The 15,442-nt window shown below is 64.4% G+C and carries 13 protein-coding genes and 1 other RNA gene; 6 read left to right on the top strand and 8 right to left on the bottom strand.

The window, feature by feature from the left end; translation table 11 throughout:
* Window positions 1-74: 74 nt before the first annotated feature.
* The 3 genes from serC to gyrA form a co-directional block, all read right to left on the bottom strand.
* Window positions 75-1,232, bottom strand: a complete 1,158-nt coding sequence (gene serC / locus AC07UK_RS19215) for a 3-phosphoserine/phosphohydroxythreonine transaminase (protein WP_436221036.1) — start codon at window positions 1,230-1,232, stop codon at window positions 75-77.
* Between the two features lie 160 nt (window positions 1,233-1,392).
* The gene (locus AC07UK_RS19210; protein WP_114132322.1) at window positions 1,393-1,956 is read right to left on the bottom strand and encodes a DUF2059 domain-containing protein; all 564 of its coding nucleotides are present in this window, start codon (window positions 1,954-1,956) and stop codon (window positions 1,393-1,395) included.
* 94 nt (window positions 1,957-2,050) lie between these two features.
* The gene (gene gyrA, locus AC07UK_RS19205) at window positions 2,051-4,717 is read right to left on the bottom strand and encodes a DNA gyrase subunit A (RefSeq protein ID WP_436221035.1); all 2,667 of its coding nucleotides are present in this window, start codon (window positions 4,715-4,717) and stop codon (window positions 2,051-2,053) included.
* Between the two features lie 433 nt (window positions 4,718-5,150).
* Between gyrA and ompA the strand changes: the two genes are divergently transcribed.
* The 5 genes from ompA (at window position 5,151) to AC07UK_RS19180 (ending at window position 8,337) form a co-directional block, all read left to right on the top strand.
* On the top strand, window positions 5,151-5,804 hold the full coding sequence (gene ompA, locus AC07UK_RS19200; protein WP_012352078.1) for an outer membrane protein OmpA: 654 nt from the start codon (window positions 5,151-5,153) through the stop codon (window positions 5,802-5,804).
* 128 nt (window positions 5,805-5,932) lie between these two features.
* Complete coding sequence (gene ubiG, locus AC07UK_RS19195) at window positions 5,933-6,691, top strand: bifunctional 2-polyprenyl-6-hydroxyphenol methylase/3-demethylubiquinol 3-O-methyltransferase UbiG (protein ID WP_114132336.1); 759 nt, start codon at window positions 5,933-5,935, stop codon at window positions 6,689-6,691.
* Complete coding sequence (gph, locus tag AC07UK_RS19190) at window positions 6,688-7,362, top strand: phosphoglycolate phosphatase (protein ID WP_436221034.1); 675 nt, start codon at window positions 6,688-6,690, stop codon at window positions 7,360-7,362. Before ubiG ends, gph begins: the two co-directional genes overlap by 4 nt.
* A gap of 82 nt (window positions 7,363-7,444) precedes the next feature.
* Window positions 7,445-7,803: a transfer-messenger RNA gene (gene ssrA, locus AC07UK_RS19185) on the top strand.
* 312 nt (window positions 7,804-8,115) lie between these two features.
* Window positions 8,116-8,337, top strand: coding sequence for a DUF2188 domain-containing protein (locus AC07UK_RS19180; protein WP_436221033.1), 222 nt, complete (start codon window positions 8,116-8,118; stop codon window positions 8,335-8,337).
* Window positions 8,338-8,544: 207 nt separating this feature from the next.
* Here the strand turns inward: AC07UK_RS19180 and AC07UK_RS19175 are convergent, their stop codons facing one another.
* From AC07UK_RS19175 to AC07UK_RS19155, 5 genes are all read right to left on the bottom strand, one after another.
* Window positions 8,545-10,266: a gamma-glutamyltransferase family protein gene (locus tag AC07UK_RS19175; RefSeq protein WP_494686246.1), complete on the bottom strand. Its 1,722-nt coding sequence runs from the start codon at window positions 10,264-10,266 to the stop codon at window positions 8,545-8,547.
* A 116-nt stretch (window positions 10,267-10,382) separates the two neighbouring features.
* Window positions 10,383-10,919: a DUF1097 domain-containing protein gene (locus AC07UK_RS19170; RefSeq protein ID WP_494686247.1), complete on the bottom strand. Its 537-nt coding sequence runs from the start codon at window positions 10,917-10,919 to the stop codon at window positions 10,383-10,385.
* 37 nt (window positions 10,920-10,956) lie between these two features.
* On the bottom strand, window positions 10,957-12,225 hold the full coding sequence (locus tag AC07UK_RS19165; RefSeq protein WP_436221030.1) for an amidohydrolase family protein: 1,269 nt from the start codon (window positions 12,223-12,225) through the stop codon (window positions 10,957-10,959).
* Between the two features lie 46 nt (window positions 12,226-12,271).
* Window positions 12,272-13,018: a response regulator gene (locus tag AC07UK_RS19160; protein WP_494686248.1), complete on the bottom strand. Its 747-nt coding sequence runs from the start codon at window positions 13,016-13,018 to the stop codon at window positions 12,272-12,274.
* Window positions 13,015-14,082: a sensor histidine kinase gene (locus tag AC07UK_RS19155; RefSeq protein ID WP_494686249.1), complete on the bottom strand. Its 1,068-nt coding sequence runs from the start codon at window positions 14,080-14,082 to the stop codon at window positions 13,015-13,017. The genes AC07UK_RS19160 and AC07UK_RS19155 overlap by 4 nt, the downstream gene beginning before the upstream one ends.
* Window positions 14,083-14,369: 287 nt before the next feature.
* On the opposite strand from AC07UK_RS19155, the gene AC07UK_RS19150 reads away from it, so the two are divergent.
* Entirely contained in the window at window positions 14,370-15,413 is a 1,044-nt protein-coding gene (locus tag AC07UK_RS19150; RefSeq protein WP_494686250.1) for a fimbrial protein, read from the top strand.
* Window positions 15,414-15,442 lie beyond the last annotated feature (29 nt).

The raw sequence follows: 15,442 nt of genomic DNA, 5'->3' as shown, positions 1-15,442 counted from the left end.
GGCCGGAGAAAAACTGACCGCTGCCTGCCGGCGCACTGTGCCTGACGTGCGCGGGCAGCCAGCGGGAATGCGCGTCAGGCGGACGTACGCTCGAACTCGCGCATGAAATCGACCAGCGCCATCACGCCTTCCAGCGACATCGCGTTATAGATGCTGGCGCGCATGCCGCCCACGGTCTTGTGTCCCTTGAGCTGCACCAGGCCGTTGGCCCGCGCCTGCTGCAGGAACGCCTCATTGCGCGATTCGTCGCCCAGGAAGAACGGCACGTTCATGCGCGAGCGGCAGCTCGGATGGATCTCGTTGCGATAGAAATCGCTCTGGTCCAGGTAGTTGTACAGCGCCGACGCCTTGGCGATATTGCGCTGCTCGATCGCGGGCACGCCGCCCTGGCGCTTGAGCCATTTGAAGACCAGGCCGGCGATATAGATCGCATAGGTCGGCGGCGTGTTGTACATCGAGTTGTGCTCGGCCACCAGGCGCCAGTTGAATGCCGACGGGCACAGCGGGTGGGCATGGCCGATCAGGTCGTCGCGCACGATCACGATGGTGACGCCGGCCGGGCCGATATTCTTCTGCGCGCCGCCGTAGACCACCTGCACGCGCGACCAATCGATCGGGCGCGACAGGATATGGCTGGATGCGTCCGCCACCACGATGCGGTCGCCCTTGACCTGGCCGATATCGGGAATGTCCTGGAACTCCACGCCGACGATGGTCTCGTTGGTGCACAGGTGCACGTAGCCGGCATCGTCCGACAGCTTCCAGTCCGCGACGTCGGGGATGCGGTGGAATTTCTGCGCCTCGCTGGTGGCCGCGATATTGACCGCGCCATAGCGGCGGGCTTCCTGCTCGGTCTTGACCGACCAGGTGCCGGTAACGACGAAATCGGCCTTGGGCTGCTCGGCGCTGCGCAGCCGCATCAGATTCAGCGGCACGATGGCGTTTTCGCCGATGGCGCCGCCTTGCAGGAACAGCACCTTGAAATTGGCGGGAATGTGCAGCAGCTCGCGCAGGTCAGCGATCGCTTCGTTATGGATGCTTTCGAATTCGCGGCTGCGGTGGCTCATCTCCATCACCGAAACCCCGGTCCCGTGCCATGACAGCATCTCCTCGGCAGCCTGTTGCAGCACTTCGGCGGGTAGCGCCGCCGGGCCTGGGGAGAAGTTGTAGACACGTTCGGCCAATGCACGCTGCATCATGCCGGCAAGAGCGGGATTCTGGGGATCGTTCATGAGACGGAGAATGGAAAAATGGCTGCCGGTGTTACCCAAGCAGCCATTATCCCTCAAAACCCGCGCCCCGTTGGGCACCCGGGGCCTGGCCCCGGTGCCGCACCGGCCTGCAAGGCTGCAGGCGGGCGGCGGTCTGATTCAGTCGCGAATCACGCCAGCATCACTTCGAGGCGGCGGTGATTTCCTTCTCGGCGGCGTCGCGCATCGACTTGCCGACCTGCGGGCCGTACTTCTGCATCATCGAGCCCCAGATCTCCTGGGTCGCCTTGCCCTGGTTGGCCATGAACTTCTGGCCGGTCGGCGACTTCAGGAAGGTGGTCAGGTCCTTGAGTTCCGCCGTCGAGTAGTACTTGCCAAAGGCATCGTAGTGCGCCTGGATCGCGTCCTTGCGGAAGCCATCGGTGCTGAACGCCGAACCGGCGCCATCAACCATGCGCTGGACCGCGCCGTTCTTCTTCAGCTTTTCGACAGCGGCCTGCTTCTGCTTGTCGTTCAGGGTCTTGTTCTCGACCAGCACTTGTTCCAGCACCAACGGAGCTTCCTGCTTGGCGCCTTGCTGCCAGTTTTCGGCCTGGCCCTTGACGGCCTGGTCTGCCTGCATGACGGAAAGCAGTTCCTTGATGGCTGCTGTCTTTTCCGCATCCTGCGCATGGGCATGCTGCGCCATCATGAAGGTCGGAACGAAAGCAGCCAGAATTGCGATACGTCGATAGGTTTTGAGCATTGTGACTCCCTGGTAAATACGTCCGTTTTAGTCCGGACAGCCGCGAGGCGAGTTCCGGCTGGCGTCCTATTGTTGCAACAATTTACGATTTGTCTTACGGATTGGCGTCCGCGTCGGCCCCGGCAGCACCTTCTGCGCCGTCGGCATCTTCAGCCTCTTCGCCACCGGCGCCGTTGTCGGCATCACTTTCGACGATGCGCTGCAGCCCGGACAACTTGGTGCCTTCGTCAACGTTGATCAGCGTGACACCCTGCGTGGCGCGGCCCATTTCGCGGATTTCGGCCACGCGGGTACGGATCAGTACGCCACCGGTGGTGATCAGCATGATCTCGTCCTCGGGCGAAACCAGTGCTGCCGCCACCACACGGCCATTGCGCTCGCTCGTCTGGATCGCAATCATGCCCTTGGTGCCGCGGCCGTGTCGAGTGTACTCAGCAATGGGGGTACGCTTGCCGTAGCCGTTCTCGGTCGCGGTCAGCACGCTGCCGCGCACGCCCGCCTCAGCCTCTTCGGCGGTCTCGGCCGGCGCCACCAGCATGGCGATCACGGTCTGGCCGTCTTCAAGGTTCATGCCACGCACGCCGCGCGCCTGGCGGCCCATCGGACGCACGTCGTTCTCGTCGAAGCGCACCGCCTTGCCGGCGTCGGAGAACAGCATCACATCGTGCTGGCCATCGGTCACGGCCGCGCCGATCAGGTAGTCGCCCTCGTCCAGGTCGACCGCGATGATGCCGGCCTTGCGCGGGTTGGAGAACTCCGTCAGCGCGGTCTTCTTGACCGTGCCGCGGGCGGTGGCCATGAAGATAAAGTGCTCGGCGTCAAACTGCTTGACCGGCAGGATCACATTGATCTTCTCGCCCTCGGACAGCGGGAACATGTTGACGATCGGGCGCCCGCGCGAGTTGCGCGAACCCTGCGGCACCTCGTACACCTTCAGCCAGTAGAGCCGGCCGCGGTTGGAGAAGCACAGGATGTAGTCGTGGGTATTGGCCACGAACAGCGTGTCGATCCAGTCGTCTTCCTTGGTCGCTGCCGCCTGCTTGCCGCGTCCGCCACGCTTTTGCGCGCGGTACTCGGAGATCGGCTGGCTCTTCATATAGCCGCTGTGCGACAGCGTGACCACCATATCCTGCGGGGTGATCAGGTCTTCGGTGTCCAGTTCGGTCGCGTTCAACTCGATCTGCGAACGGCGCTCATCGCCAAATTCGGCGCGGATCGCGGTGAGTTCGTCGACGATGATGGTAGTAATACGCTCCGGACGCGCCAGGATATCCAGCAGGTCGGCAATTACCGCCATGATGTCGCGATATTCCTGGACGATCTTGTCCTGTTCCAGCCCGGTGAGGCGTTGCAGGCGCATTTGCAGGATTTCCTGCGCCTGGCCATCGGAAAGCCGGTACAGACCGTCCGCCTGCATGCCGAACACGGGCGGCAGCCCGTCCGGACGATAGGAGGCGCGCCCGCCCGGCGTCTCGCCTTCGGCGCGTGCAAGCATGTCGCGGACCAGGGCCGAATCCCATGCCTTCGCCATCAGTTCCTGCTTGGCGATCGGCGGAGTCGGTGCGGCCTTGATGATGGCAATGAATTCGTCGATGTTCGCCAGCGCCACGGCCAGGCCTTCCAGCACATGGCCGCGCTCGCGCGCCTTGCGCAGCTCGAACACGGTGCGGCGGGTGACGACTTCGCGGCGGTGCGCCAGAAAGTACTCCAGCATCTGGCGCAGGTTCAGCAGGCGCGGCTGGCGATCGACCAGCGCCACCATGTTCATGCCGAAGGTGTCCTGCAGCTGGGTGTTCTTATATAGGTTGTTGAGGACAACCTCAGGCACCTCGTTGCGCTTGAGTTCGATCACCACGCGCATGCCGGACTTGTCCGACTCGTCGCGGATGTCAGAGATGCCCTCGACCTTCTTTTCAGTGACCAGTTCGGCGATGCGCTCAAGCAAGGTGCGCTTGTTGACCTGGTAGGGCAGCTCGTCGACGATGATGGCCTGGCGCTGGCCACGGTCGATGTCCTCGAAGTGCGTCTTGGCCCGCATCACCACGCGGCCGCGGCCGGTGCGGTAGCCTTCGCGAACGCCCTGGATGCCATAGATAATCCCGGCGGTCGGAAAATCCGGCGCCGGAATCAATTCAATCAGTTCATCCACCGTGGCCTGCGGGTTGCGCAACAGGTGCAGGCAGCCGTCAACGATTTCATTCAGGTTATGCGGCGGGATATTGGTGGCCATGCCCACCGCAATACCGGACGAACCGTTGATTAGCAGATTGGGAATACGCGCCGGCAGAATCGAAGGCTCTTTTTCAGAGCCGTCGTAGTTGCTGTCGAAATCGACGGTTTCCTTGTCGATGTCGAACAGCATCTCGTGGGCGATTTTCGCCAGGCGGATTTCGGTATATCGCATGGCCGCGGCGTTATCGCCGTCGACCGAACCGAAATTGCCCTGGCCGTCGACCAGCATGTAGCGCAGCGAGAAATTCTGCGCCATGCGGACGATGGTGTCGTAGACTGCGGTATCGCCGTGCGGGTGATACTTACCGATCACATCACCGACGATACGGGCCGACTTCTTGTAGGCCCGGTTCCAGTCGTTGTTGAGCTCGTGCATCGCAAACAGCACGCGCCGGTGCACCGGTTTCAGGCCGTCCCGCACATCAGGAAGCGCCCGGCCCACGATCACGCTCATGGCGTAATCAAGATAGGAGCGGCGCATTTCCTCTTCGAGGGAGACCGGAAGGGTTTCTTTTGCGAATGGATCCATTGCGGCGTGGTTTATGCGGCAGGTTTAAGCGAATGACAGGCCCTTTAGCGCGCGGCACAGTGGGCGCCTGACGGCTGGGCAACGTGCCATTCTAACATGCCGCCACCCCCCGCCTCCCGCTCTCCGGACAGCCCTTGCGCACACCTCCCGAGGCCCTGACTGAAACCCGGAATCCCTGATGCCACAAGGCTTTGCGGGCGACACAAGACCCGTGTTGCACAAACACCACAGGCCCAAAACCCATGCGGCGAATCGAATATATTTACTTCTTAGGAAACGACCCTTGTGGCACAATTCCCCAGCGAAGAGCCAGACATTGTTCGAAGTGGAGCATCCACCACATCGAGAATGTTATACTCCGAAGAATGTATGACTTGTTTTCGTCCATTTGCTCGCAGTAACCCTGCGGTGATCTCATCCTGAGAGGAGAAATATGAAAAAATTTGCCAAGCTCGCGCTCGTTGCAGCTACCGCAGTAATGGCTGCATCCGCTCAAGCTCAGTCCGTCCCTTATGAAAAGAAGGCAGTGAACGACAACTGGGGCAACGGTACGAGCGAGTACGTGTGGAAGAATGGCACGAACGAGCTCTGCTGGCGCGACAGCTCCTGGACCCCGGCCACGGCCAACGCGCTGTGCGACGGCGCCCTGGCCCCGGCCGTAGCGGCACCGGCACCGGCTCCGGTGGCCCCGCCGGTCGTCTCGAGCGAGAAGGTCACTTTCGCTGCTGACACCCTGTTCGACTTCGACAAGGCTGTCCTGAAGCCGGAAGGCAAGGCCAAGCTGGACGACCTGGTCTCGAAGCTGCAAGGCATCACCCTGGAAGTCATCATCGCCGTTGGCCACACCGACTCGTTCGGTTCGGACAAGTACAACGATCGCCTGTCGATCCGTCGTGCTGAATCGGTCAAGGCTTACCTGGTGAGCAAGGGCGTTGAAGCCAACCGTGTCTACACCGAAGGCAAGGGCAAGCGCCAGCTGAAGGTCGATCCGAAGTCGTGCAAGGGCAACCGCAAGTCCCAGATCGCCTGCCAGCAGCCGAACCGCCGCGTGGAAGTCGAAGTGGTCGGCACCCGCAGCGCACGTTAATCGGATCCCCTCCGATGAAAAAAAGCCCAGCGCAAGCTGGGCTTTTTTTTTGGTACAGTTGCCCGGACTGTCCCCTCTTCTCTTCCCTTCACACCGCCGGCGCGGCTAGTGCGCCGGCCCCGCATACGATGACGTTGCAATCGCAAACCCTTTCCGCAGCCGACGCCGCCAATCAGGACCTGCCGCGCCGCAATGCCGATCCGAAGGAAATCGACAAGTTCAGCGAACTGGCCCACCGCTGGTGGGACCCGGAAAGCGAGTTCAAGCCGCTGCATGAGCTGAACCCGCTGCGCCTGGGCTGGATCGACGGCATCGCCGGCCTGGCCGGCAAGCGCGTGGTCGACGTTGGTTGCGGCGGCGGCATCCTGTCCGAAAGCATGGCGCGCCTGGGCGCCACGGTGCGCGGCATCGATCTCTCGACCAAGGCACTGAAGGTGGCGGACCTGCACAGCCTGGAGTCCGGCGTTGCCGTGACCTATGAGGAGATCGCCGCAGAAGCGCTGGCCGCGCGTGAACCGGCCAGCGTGGATGTGGTGACTTGCATGGAGATGCTGGAACATGTGCCTGATCCGGCGTCGATCGTGCAGGCCTGTGCCACGCTGGTGAAGCCCGGCGGCTATGTGTTCTTCTCGACCATCAACCGCAACCTGAAGGCCTACCTGCTGGCCATCGTCGGCGCGGAATATGTGCTCAACATGCTGCCGCGAGGCACGCACGACTACGACAAGTTCATCACGCCGTCCGAGCTGGCGCGCTTTGCCCGCCAAGCCAGGCTGGACCTGGTGGAAATGCGCGGCATGACCTACAACCCGCTGTCGCAGGTATATGCGCTGGGCCGCGACACCGATGTGAACTACATGATGGCGTTCCGCCGGGTGGCAGCATGACGGCCGGCATCGCTGGGGTCTTCTTCGACCTGGACGGTACGCTGGCAGATACCGCGCCAGACCTGGCGGCTGCCGCCAACCGGCTGGTCGTCGAACGCGGCCAGGCGCCGGTGGCCTACGAAAAACTGCGTCCCGTCGCCTCGCACGGCGCGCGTGGACTGCTGGGTGCGGCCTTCGGCCTGCGCCCGGAGGATGCAGAGTTCCCGGCGCTGCGCGATGTCTTCCTGGACTACTACGAGGCCGATATCGCGGTGCACACGCGCCTGTTCGACGGCATGCCGCAAGTGCTGGCCGCGCTCGAGGCAGCGGGCATCCCGTGGGGCATCGTCACCAACAAGATCGCACGCTTCACCGTGCCGCTGATCGCCGCGATCGGCCTGGCCCCGCGCGCCAGCGCGGTGGTCAGCGGCGACACCACGCCCCACTCCAAGCCGCACCCCGCCCCGCTGCTGCATGCCGCGGCAAGCGCCGGCGTCGACCCGCGCCACTGCGTCTACGTGGGCGATGACCTGCGCGACATTCAGGCCGGCAAGGCCGCCGGCATGATCACCGTCACCGCCGCCTACGGCTATTGCGGCGACGGCGAGCCGCCCGAGACCTGGGGCGCCGACCACCTGATCCGCCACCCGGCCGAGCTGATCCCGCTGCTGGTGCCCGCCGCGGTCGCCTGATTGTGTCGCAGGGGTATCCTGGCCGCGCCAGGAACTCCCCGCGACAGCTTGCGTCCAACCGGGTACAATCAGCTTCCTCACTGGGGCCGACCTGGTTTCGACGTGGGTTACAAAGCAGTGGAGGGCATACCGAGGACCCGTCACCTCGTTAATCAATGGGAATGCAATAACTGCTAACGACGAACGTTACGCACTGGCCGCTTAATTGCGGCCGTCCTCGCACTGGCTCGCTGACGGGCTAGGGTCGCAAGACCACGCGAGGTCATTTACGTCAGATAAGCTCCGGAAGGGTCACGAAGCCGGGGACGAAAATTTAGTGACTCGCCGTCGTAGAGCGTGTTCGTCCGCGATGCGCCGGTTAAATCAAATGACAGAACTAAGTATGTAGAACTCTCTGTGGAGGGCTTACGGACGCGGGTTCGATTCCCGCCGGCTCCACCAGTATTCTGTCCGATGCAGTACCTGTAGGTCTAGAAACCCGCGATAGCCCCAAGGCTTCGCGGGTTTTTCTTTTTGGCAGCCGGATCCCCCGCCATCTGTTTTCCAGGACGGCATCCGCATTGCCGCCTTTGCAGTTGTTTGCAGTCATACCCCCAACCCTGGCCTACGCTGGAATCGCTGCAAGCCGGGCCACGCACGGCATCAGCATCACAGTGCTCCACAGGCGGGCTGGCCTGGCACCGGTTCCCCGTTGCCAGGCCCTTTCTCCACGCCCGCGCGACCGCACATCGTCCACAAGAAACGGAGTTGGCGATGCCAATCAAGTCCATCGAGATCCTCCTCACGCGAGACGCGCAGTGGGCCCTGGAATACGACCCCGATAACCCGGGACCGGTCTACCCGTCCCGCGATGCCGCGATTGCCGCAGGCCTGCAGCTGGCGATGACCCACGATGCCGTCCTGACGATTCATGGCATCAATGACAAATCTGACGCGTTCGATTTCAGGGAATTGCACGTCCCTTTGCTCCATTGATGGTTGGTGCCAGCAGCGCGCAGTGGAAAGCAACATCCCCAGAATTGGGGATGCCCGGATCGCGTAGCGGCACCATCATGGCATGCGGGCGTACTGCGACTCGCCCGCTACCACTTGTGGCCCTCGTCCGCCCTGGCCGAGGGCTTTTTCTTGGATGACGCTCCGGCACAGCGCAGCGTCACCGGGAAGCGCCGCCGGCGCTGGGCGTTATACCCCCAGCGCCCGGCCATCGCTGCGCGGGTCGTGCGCGCCGCTGAGCTGCCCGCCGGCATCGATCCGGATCGCGCCCGGATGGCCGGCCAGCTGGCTTTGCGCAGGGATCGGGCTTAGCTGATGGCCGCGCGCGGCAAGCTCGCTGAACACCGGCAGGCCGGCATCCTGTTCCAGCTTGAGGCTGTCGCGGCTGTCCGAGAAGGTCTTGCCCAGCAGGAAGCGCGGGCGGCGCAGTGCCGTCAGCGGATCCATGCCGTAGTCGATCATCCGTGTCAGCACCGCGGCCAGTGTCTGCGGCTGGCCGTCGGCGCCTTGCGTGCCGTACAGCAGGTGCGGCCGGCCCTGCTTCAGGTAGATGCCGGGGTTGAGGGTATGGAATGGCCGCTTGCCGCCGCGCAGCACGTTGGGGCTGGCGGGATCGAGGCTGAACGATGCGCCGCGGTTGTGCCAGAGCACCCCCGTGTCGCCGACGACAAGGCCGCTGCCCCAGTCGAAATAGACGGTCTGCAGCATGCTCACGCAGCGGCCCTCGCGGTCGGCGGCGCCGATGTAGACCGTGTCGCCGAGCTTGAACACATGCGGCCACGCCATGGCGCGGTCCATGCGGATGCGGCGCGCGTGGGCGTCGAGATTGGACTTCGACAACAGCCGGTCCAGCGGCACGTCGACAAAATCGGGATCGGCGACGTAGCGGTTGCGGTCCAGGAACGCCAGCTTCACGGCCTCGACCAGCAGGTGGTAATAGTCTGCGCTGCCTTCCGGGATACCTGACAGATCGAACCGGTCGAGGATGCCCATGATCTCCAGCGTGGTCACGCCTTGCGTGGGCGGACGCAGGCCGAGCAGTTCGCCGTCGCGGTAGGCGACGCGCAGCGGCACTTCTTCGCGCGCCTGGCATCGCGCCAGGTCACGTTCGCGCAATGGCGAGCCGGCCTTGGCCAGCCCGGCGGCAAGGCGACCTGCGAGGTCGCCCTCATAGAATTCGCGCCCGCCCTGTGTCGCCACCCGGTCCAGGGTGCGGGCCAGCTCAGGCTGGCGGAACATTTCGCCGGGCCTGGGCATGCGCCCGTCTGGCATGAAGACCTGTCCGAAGCCATCCCAGCCTGACAGCTCCGCCGAGCGAAACTCCTGCCAGAAGCACTGCGACGGCGTGACCGGGAATCCGTTGGCGGCGTACTCGGTGGCCCGCGCCAGCAACGCCGACCACGACTGCGTGCCGCCCCACTGGTCCCGGCTGAAGGCAAAGGCGCGGTCCCAGATCGCAACGGTGGCGGCGGCAGTGAGTGCCGCTGCCGGGCCCCGCAGCGGAATCGTGCCGGCATAGCCCGAAGTCTCGGACGCGGCCTGGCCGATGCCGGAGAACGTGCGCACATTGCCGCCGCGGTCGCTGACCACCAGGAAGGCGTCGCCCCCCAGCCCGGTAAAGTGCGGGTATGTCACGCTCAGCACCGCGCCGATGGCAATCGCCGCCTCGATCGCGTTGCCCCCGGCCTTCAATACCTCCAGCCCCGCCTGGCTGGCCAGTCCATGCGGGCTCGTGACCATGCCCGTGGACGAATGCGCCAGCCCCGCACGCCCGGATTGCGCCGGCTCCTGCGCCAGTTCCTGCCCGACGGCAGGCAATACCGTGCTGCCCGCCAGCGCGGCCGACCCGGCCAGGAATGCCCGGCGCGACGTGCCGGTGCCGCAAGGATCCACTTCACCCAGAAATTCCATACCCACTTCCCCCCGGATACGCGGCGGCCGGCCCACGCTCGCAGCCGCGATAACGATTCGATGATGGCGCCGGGTCACGCTGCGCCTGGCATGCAAACCCGGCAGGACGCGTTGGCTCAGGCCTCGGTCTTCCAGCCCTGCCATGGGCGTTCGGCAACCGATTCCGGCGCGGCGTAGTGATGCTTGATCCAGGCATAGGCCGGTCCGAGCGCATTCATCGCGATCACCGCGCCGAGCGCGGCAACGGGATCGCCCGGCACCGGGCCGAAGCCGCCGAACAGCGTTGCAAAATACGAGGCAAAGCCGAAGAACATGCCGGGGATGAAGCGCAGCGCGACGAACACGCGTGCGAGGTACATCATCGAAGCGTTGAGCGTGAACAGGATCACCATCTCCGCCACGATCAGCGCAGGGCCGGAGAACTGCTCGGCTGCCTGGCGGAAGCAAAGCACGATGACAAAGGCAAAGAGCGAGCCCACCGGCAGCGTCGGCCAGATTTTCTTCAGGTTCTCCGGCGTGGGGCCGCCCATGGCAAAGGTCGCGGCCCAGCTGATGAAGATGGCCCATGGCGGCAGGTGCGAGGCATGCGCGGCGATGGGAACGGTGGTGATGGCAAGCAATGAGGCCACGACTTCGGCAGGCAGCTTTCTCATGATCGACTCCTTGATGGACGGGGAACGGGCAATGCTGTCAGCGCGGGCAGCACCGGTGCCGATGGATCTCGCAGCGATGCTGCGTGACGACGGTGATCCTGCCGCGCTTGACCACCCACAGCCGCGGCGGGATGTCGATCAGCGCATCGGCCACCTGGAAGGTATCGAGCACGACCAGGTCAGCCTGGCGCCCGACCTTGAGGCCATAGGTGTCGTGCAGGCCGATCGCGCGCGCGGCGTTGTGCGTGCCCATGTCGAGCACCGCGAGCTGGTGCTCGGGCACGCCGAACTGGGCCACGTGCGCCAGCATGTTGCCGATCTGCAGCATGTCGGCCTTGCCGAACGGCGTGAAGGCATTGCGGATATTGTTCGAGGAATACGCCACGTTGACCCCGCCGCTGTGCAGGGCCTTCACGGGCGCCAGCCCGCGGCGCTGGTTTTGGACGTCCTTGCGGCCGCCGAGATAGAGATCGGTGGCGGGCAGCGTGACGATGCTGATGCCGGCCTCGCGGATCTGCTCGATCAGCGGCTGCAGCTGCCCCGCGTCAAGCGCGCCCAGGCTCGTGACATGGCCCAGCGACACGCGCCCCTGGTAACCGGCTTCGATGGTCTTCTGCGCGATATATGACACCGCGGCAAAGCGCTGATCGCCGGTGTCGTCGGCAAAATCGGCATGCATGTCGACCGGTGCGTCATAGCGTTGCGCCAGTTCGAAGACCATGTCGATATGGCGCATGGTGTCGGCCCAGCTCAGCTCGTTGTACGGGCAGCCGCCGACCACATCGGCGCCCATGTCCATGGCCTCTGTCATCAGCTCGCGGGTGCCCTGCGACTTCAGGATGCCCTCTTGCGGGAAGGCCACGATCTGCAGGTCGAGCAGATCGTGGTACTCCGACTTCAGTTCAAGCAGCGTCTCCACCCCGATCAGCCCCTGGATCAGGTCGACATCGGGATGCGCGCGGATCGCCACCGTGCCGTTCCTGACCGCCATGTCCAGCACCTGGCGCGAGCGGTCCAGCACATCCTGGCGCTGCTGCTTGCTTTTCAGGATGCCGGTGACGCGGATGGCTTCGTCCAGCGTGCCGAAGCGCGCCGGCAGGCGGCGGTGCAGCAGGGCCTTGTCCAGGTGCAGATGCGCTTCGACCAGCCCCGGGATGACCGCGCGGCCGCCGGCCTCGATCACTTCATGCGCCGGCGCGTCGATGCCGGGCTCGATGGCAGCGATGCGGCCGTCGCGGATGGCGATATCGGTCAGGGGCGCGTCGTCGCGAACGCAGGCGTCCCGGACCAGCAGATCCAGCTGCATGGTTTGTCTCCTCAGGTCTTGTTATGCAGGCGAAGTCAGGGCTTCGTTACCTGAAGCGTAGGTGCCGGGACGGCATCACTGCATCAGGATTGGCTGAATTCGACCTAAGGATTTTCCTAGACGCACCGCAGCAGATTCGCGGCAGGCTAGGCGGCGTCCCCGGCTTCGGCGAGCAGGCCGTGGCGGAGTAATGCACCAGCCCGGCAGTCGATGCGATATCCATCTTGCCGAGGATGTTGGCCTTATGGGTGCTCACCGTCTTGGCGCTAAGCGACAGCGCCGCGGCGATCTCGTTGATGCCCTGCCCCTCGGCCAGCATCTGGAACACCTGCAGTTCACGCGCCGTCAGGCGTGCATGCGGCAACATGGCCTCGGGCTGCCGGGCCTGGCTGACAAGCTTGTCGGCAATCGCCGGCGAGACCGCGGTCCCGCCGCGCGCCACCTTGCGGATGGCACCGAGCAGCTGGTCGGACTCGACATTCTTGGTCAGGTAGCCCGCCGCGCCGGCGCGGATAGCCTGCACCGCATATTGCGACTCGCGGTACATGCTCAGCACCAGGATCGGCAGCGCCGGATGGCTGGCCCGTATCTGCTGGATCAGCAGGATGCCGCTGCGCCCCGGCATCGACATGTCCAGCAGCAGCACGTCCGGCGCCTGCGCGCGCAGCAGCGCCAACACTTCGCAGCCGTCGGCGGCTTCGGCCACCACCTGCATGTCGGGCACGGTGGAGAAGATCTTCTTGAGCCCGTCGCGGATGATGGTGTGGTCGTCGGCAAGCATCAGGCGGATCATCTTGCGCCTCCGTTGCCGGCAGCGCCGGCATTGGGAATCTGCGCCTCGACCCGGGTGCCGCCGCCCTTCTCGCTGGTTACCGCCAGCTTGCCGCCCAGCATCAGCGCACGCTCGCGCATCCCCAGCAATCCCAGGCTGCGGCGATGCCCGGCCCTGGACGCATCGATGCCGCGGCCGTTGTCGGCAACCACCAGCCGCAAGGTCCCACCGGCCTCGCTCAGCTCCACCCGCACGCGATCGGCGCGGCCATGGCGGCAGGCATTGGTCAGCGCTTCCTGCGCGATGCGAAAGACCGCGGTGCTGAGTTCGGCGCTGAGCTCGCCGACGGGCTGCAGCGCCAGCTCGCAGGCGATGCTGTCGCGCTCGGAAAAAGACTCGGCCAGCCACTCGATCGCAGCGGTCAGCCCCAGCTCATCCAGCAGCGGCGGGCGCAGGTCTGCGGCGATGCGCTGCACCGCGTCCACCGTCGAATCCGCGATCTGCTTGAGCATCTGCAAATGCTTGCGGCACGCGTCGTCGGCATCGGGGCCCTGCTGCGCTTCGATAAAGCTGAGGCCCAGGCGCAATGCCGTCAGGGACTGGCCCAGCTCATCGTGCAACTCGCGCGAGATCCGGGTGCGCTCTGCCTCGCGCACGGACTGCAGGTAGGCGGACAGCTCACGCAGCTGCGCGCGCGAATCCAGCAACTCCTGCTCGGAGCGCTTGCGGTCGGTAATGTCGCGCGAGATGCCAACCGTGCCGACGACCGCGCCGTCCTGGCCCCGAATCGGCATCTTGATGGTATCGAACCAGCGCAGGCTGCCGTCCTGGCCGTGACGGCATTCCTCATAGCGCCGGCGGATGCCGCTGGCCACCACGGCCTTGTCGGTGCCCAGGTAGACCCGCCCCCATTCCTCCGACCACACCTTGTCCGGCGTGCTGCCCAGGATCTCGGCCTCGGACCGCCCGCATGCGGCCATGAAGGCGTCATTGACCAGCACGTAGCGGGAGCCGGCGTCCTTCAGCCAGGCCTGGTCGGGTATGTTGTTCAGGATGGCCCGCTGCAGGTCGACATACGTATCCATGACTTCTCCTTGTCGGGCCTGTGCCTTGCCGGCAGGTGCCCGATTCATGACAGACAAGAATCGATTCATGCCTTGCCCGCATCAGACGGCATGGCCTGCCTGCAGCCCCTCGCAGACTATAGCCAGCAACCGGCGGCAATGCGCTTGTCGTTTTCCTCAATGGCTCGACGAAAGCGAACGGAGGTCCGGATCACAGCGCCTTGCGGCATGGTGTGGATCAAGGAGCAGTTAGGCAGCCCTTCGTTCCGGTGACATGAAATCTCTGACCCAGGTTTAAGGCAAGCCTTATGGTTGCCGGAATGCGCCAAACCTATCGTAGTAGGCGTAACTTCAACCGGCATGCCGGAAAGCCGGAGGGCCGGCCCACAACCTGGCCGTTTGTGCACGCTGCGCATGCCATCACGGCGATCCCTGCCATGAACGGAAAACAACTAATCAGCGCCCTGCGCCACTGGCTGGCGGTACTTGCTCTTCTTACGGTCCCGCATTTCGCTCAAGCGGCCTGCACTTCCACGCCGGCGATGCCATATCTGCAGGCACTCAGCAACATGGCAGTTGCCGCCAACCTTGCCGTTGGCAGCACCATTCCCGGAACGGTGCATTACTACTCATTCAACGGCACCTGTGCCTACGTGCCGCCGTACGTGGTGGCCGGCGCTCCGATCATCTCCTGCTACTACGGCAGCGGCACTGAAGTCATGCCCGGCGTCTACTCCACCGGCGTCGCCGGCATCGGCATCCGGCTGCGCAATGCGTCGGGCCAGCCCATGACGAACGCTGCCGGCATCTGGTGCGATACCCGCAGCGCAAATCTTGGCTACCTGGACGCCAGCCTGAACTATTCGGTGTCGGTATCGGTGGAATTCGTGAAAACCGGACCGATCACCTCGGGCAATCTTGATCCCACCCAGACTCGCTTCGGCTTCGGCGTCTACAAGGGCAGCACGGCAGGGGGACTGGGTGGCGTCAACAACTACATCGGCTTCAGCGGCAACGTGACACCGCGGGAAATTGCCTGCAACACCAACTACCCCCCCGTGGTCAACCTGCCTGCTATCAGCGCCAAAACGCTCGCAAACCAGGGCGCGGGCGGCAATACGCCCTTCGCCATCCAGCTGACCTGCAGTGGCGCGGCGATTGTTGGCATGACACTGGACGGGGCCATAGGCACGCCGGTAGCCTCGGCCGCGAATGGCATCCTTGGTATCGTCAATGCCGGGACGGGCGGCATGGCCAGCGGCGCAGGCGTGCAGATCGTCAATGCGAGCGGCACCGCGCCCGTACCGTTCCGTCAGACTTGCTCATTCCTGCTCAAGCAGGAACAAAGCTGACTTCCTGTTTCGCCGAGGCCGGTTTCACT

Source organism: Cupriavidus sp. GW821-FHT07C08 (genome assembly GCF_059419025.1).
This window is presented reverse-complemented; position numbering and strand designations above follow the sequence as displayed.

Bases quoted from the DNA above. Each gene is read 5' to 3' on its own strand.
- serC (WP_436221036.1), bottom strand. From the start codon at position 1,232: ATGAACGATCCCCAGAATCCCGCTCTTGCCGGCATGATGCAGCGTGCA.
- AC07UK_RS19210 (WP_114132322.1), bottom strand. From the start codon at position 1,956: ATGCTCAAAACCTATCGACGTATCGCAATTCTGGCTGCTTTCGTTCCG.
- gyrA (WP_436221035.1), bottom strand. From the start codon at position 4,717: ATGGATCCATTCGCAAAAGAAACCCTTCCGGTCTCCCTCGAAGAGGAA.
- ompA (WP_012352078.1), top strand. From the start codon at position 5,151: ATGAAAAAATTTGCCAAGCTCGCGCTCGTTGCAGCTACCGCAGTAATG.
- ubiG (WP_114132336.1), top strand. From the start codon at position 5,933: ATGACGTTGCAATCGCAAACCCTTTCCGCAGCCGACGCCGCCAATCAG.
- gph (WP_436221034.1), top strand. From the start codon at position 6,688: ATGACGGCCGGCATCGCTGGGGTCTTCTTCGACCTGGACGGTACGCTG.
- AC07UK_RS19180 (WP_436221033.1), top strand. From the start codon at position 8,116: ATGCCAATCAAGTCCATCGAGATCCTCCTCACGCGAGACGCGCAGTGG.
- AC07UK_RS19175 (WP_494686246.1), bottom strand. From the start codon at position 10,266: ATGGAATTTCTGGGTGAAGTGGATCCTTGCGGCACCGGCACGTCGCGC.
- AC07UK_RS19170 (WP_494686247.1), bottom strand. From the start codon at position 10,919: ATGAGAAAGCTGCCTGCCGAAGTCGTGGCCTCATTGCTTGCCATCACC.
- AC07UK_RS19165 (WP_436221030.1), bottom strand. From the start codon at position 12,225: ATGCAGCTGGATCTGCTGGTCCGGGACGCCTGCGTTCGCGACGACGCG.
- AC07UK_RS19160 (WP_494686248.1), bottom strand. From the start codon at position 13,018: ATGATCCGCCTGATGCTTGCCGACGACCACACCATCATCCGCGACGGG.
- AC07UK_RS19155 (WP_494686249.1), bottom strand. From the start codon at position 14,082: ATGGATACGTATGTCGACCTGCAGCGGGCCATCCTGAACAACATACCC.
- AC07UK_RS19150 (WP_494686250.1), top strand. From the start codon at position 14,370: ATGGTTGCCGGAATGCGCCAAACCTATCGTAGTAGGCGTAACTTCAAC.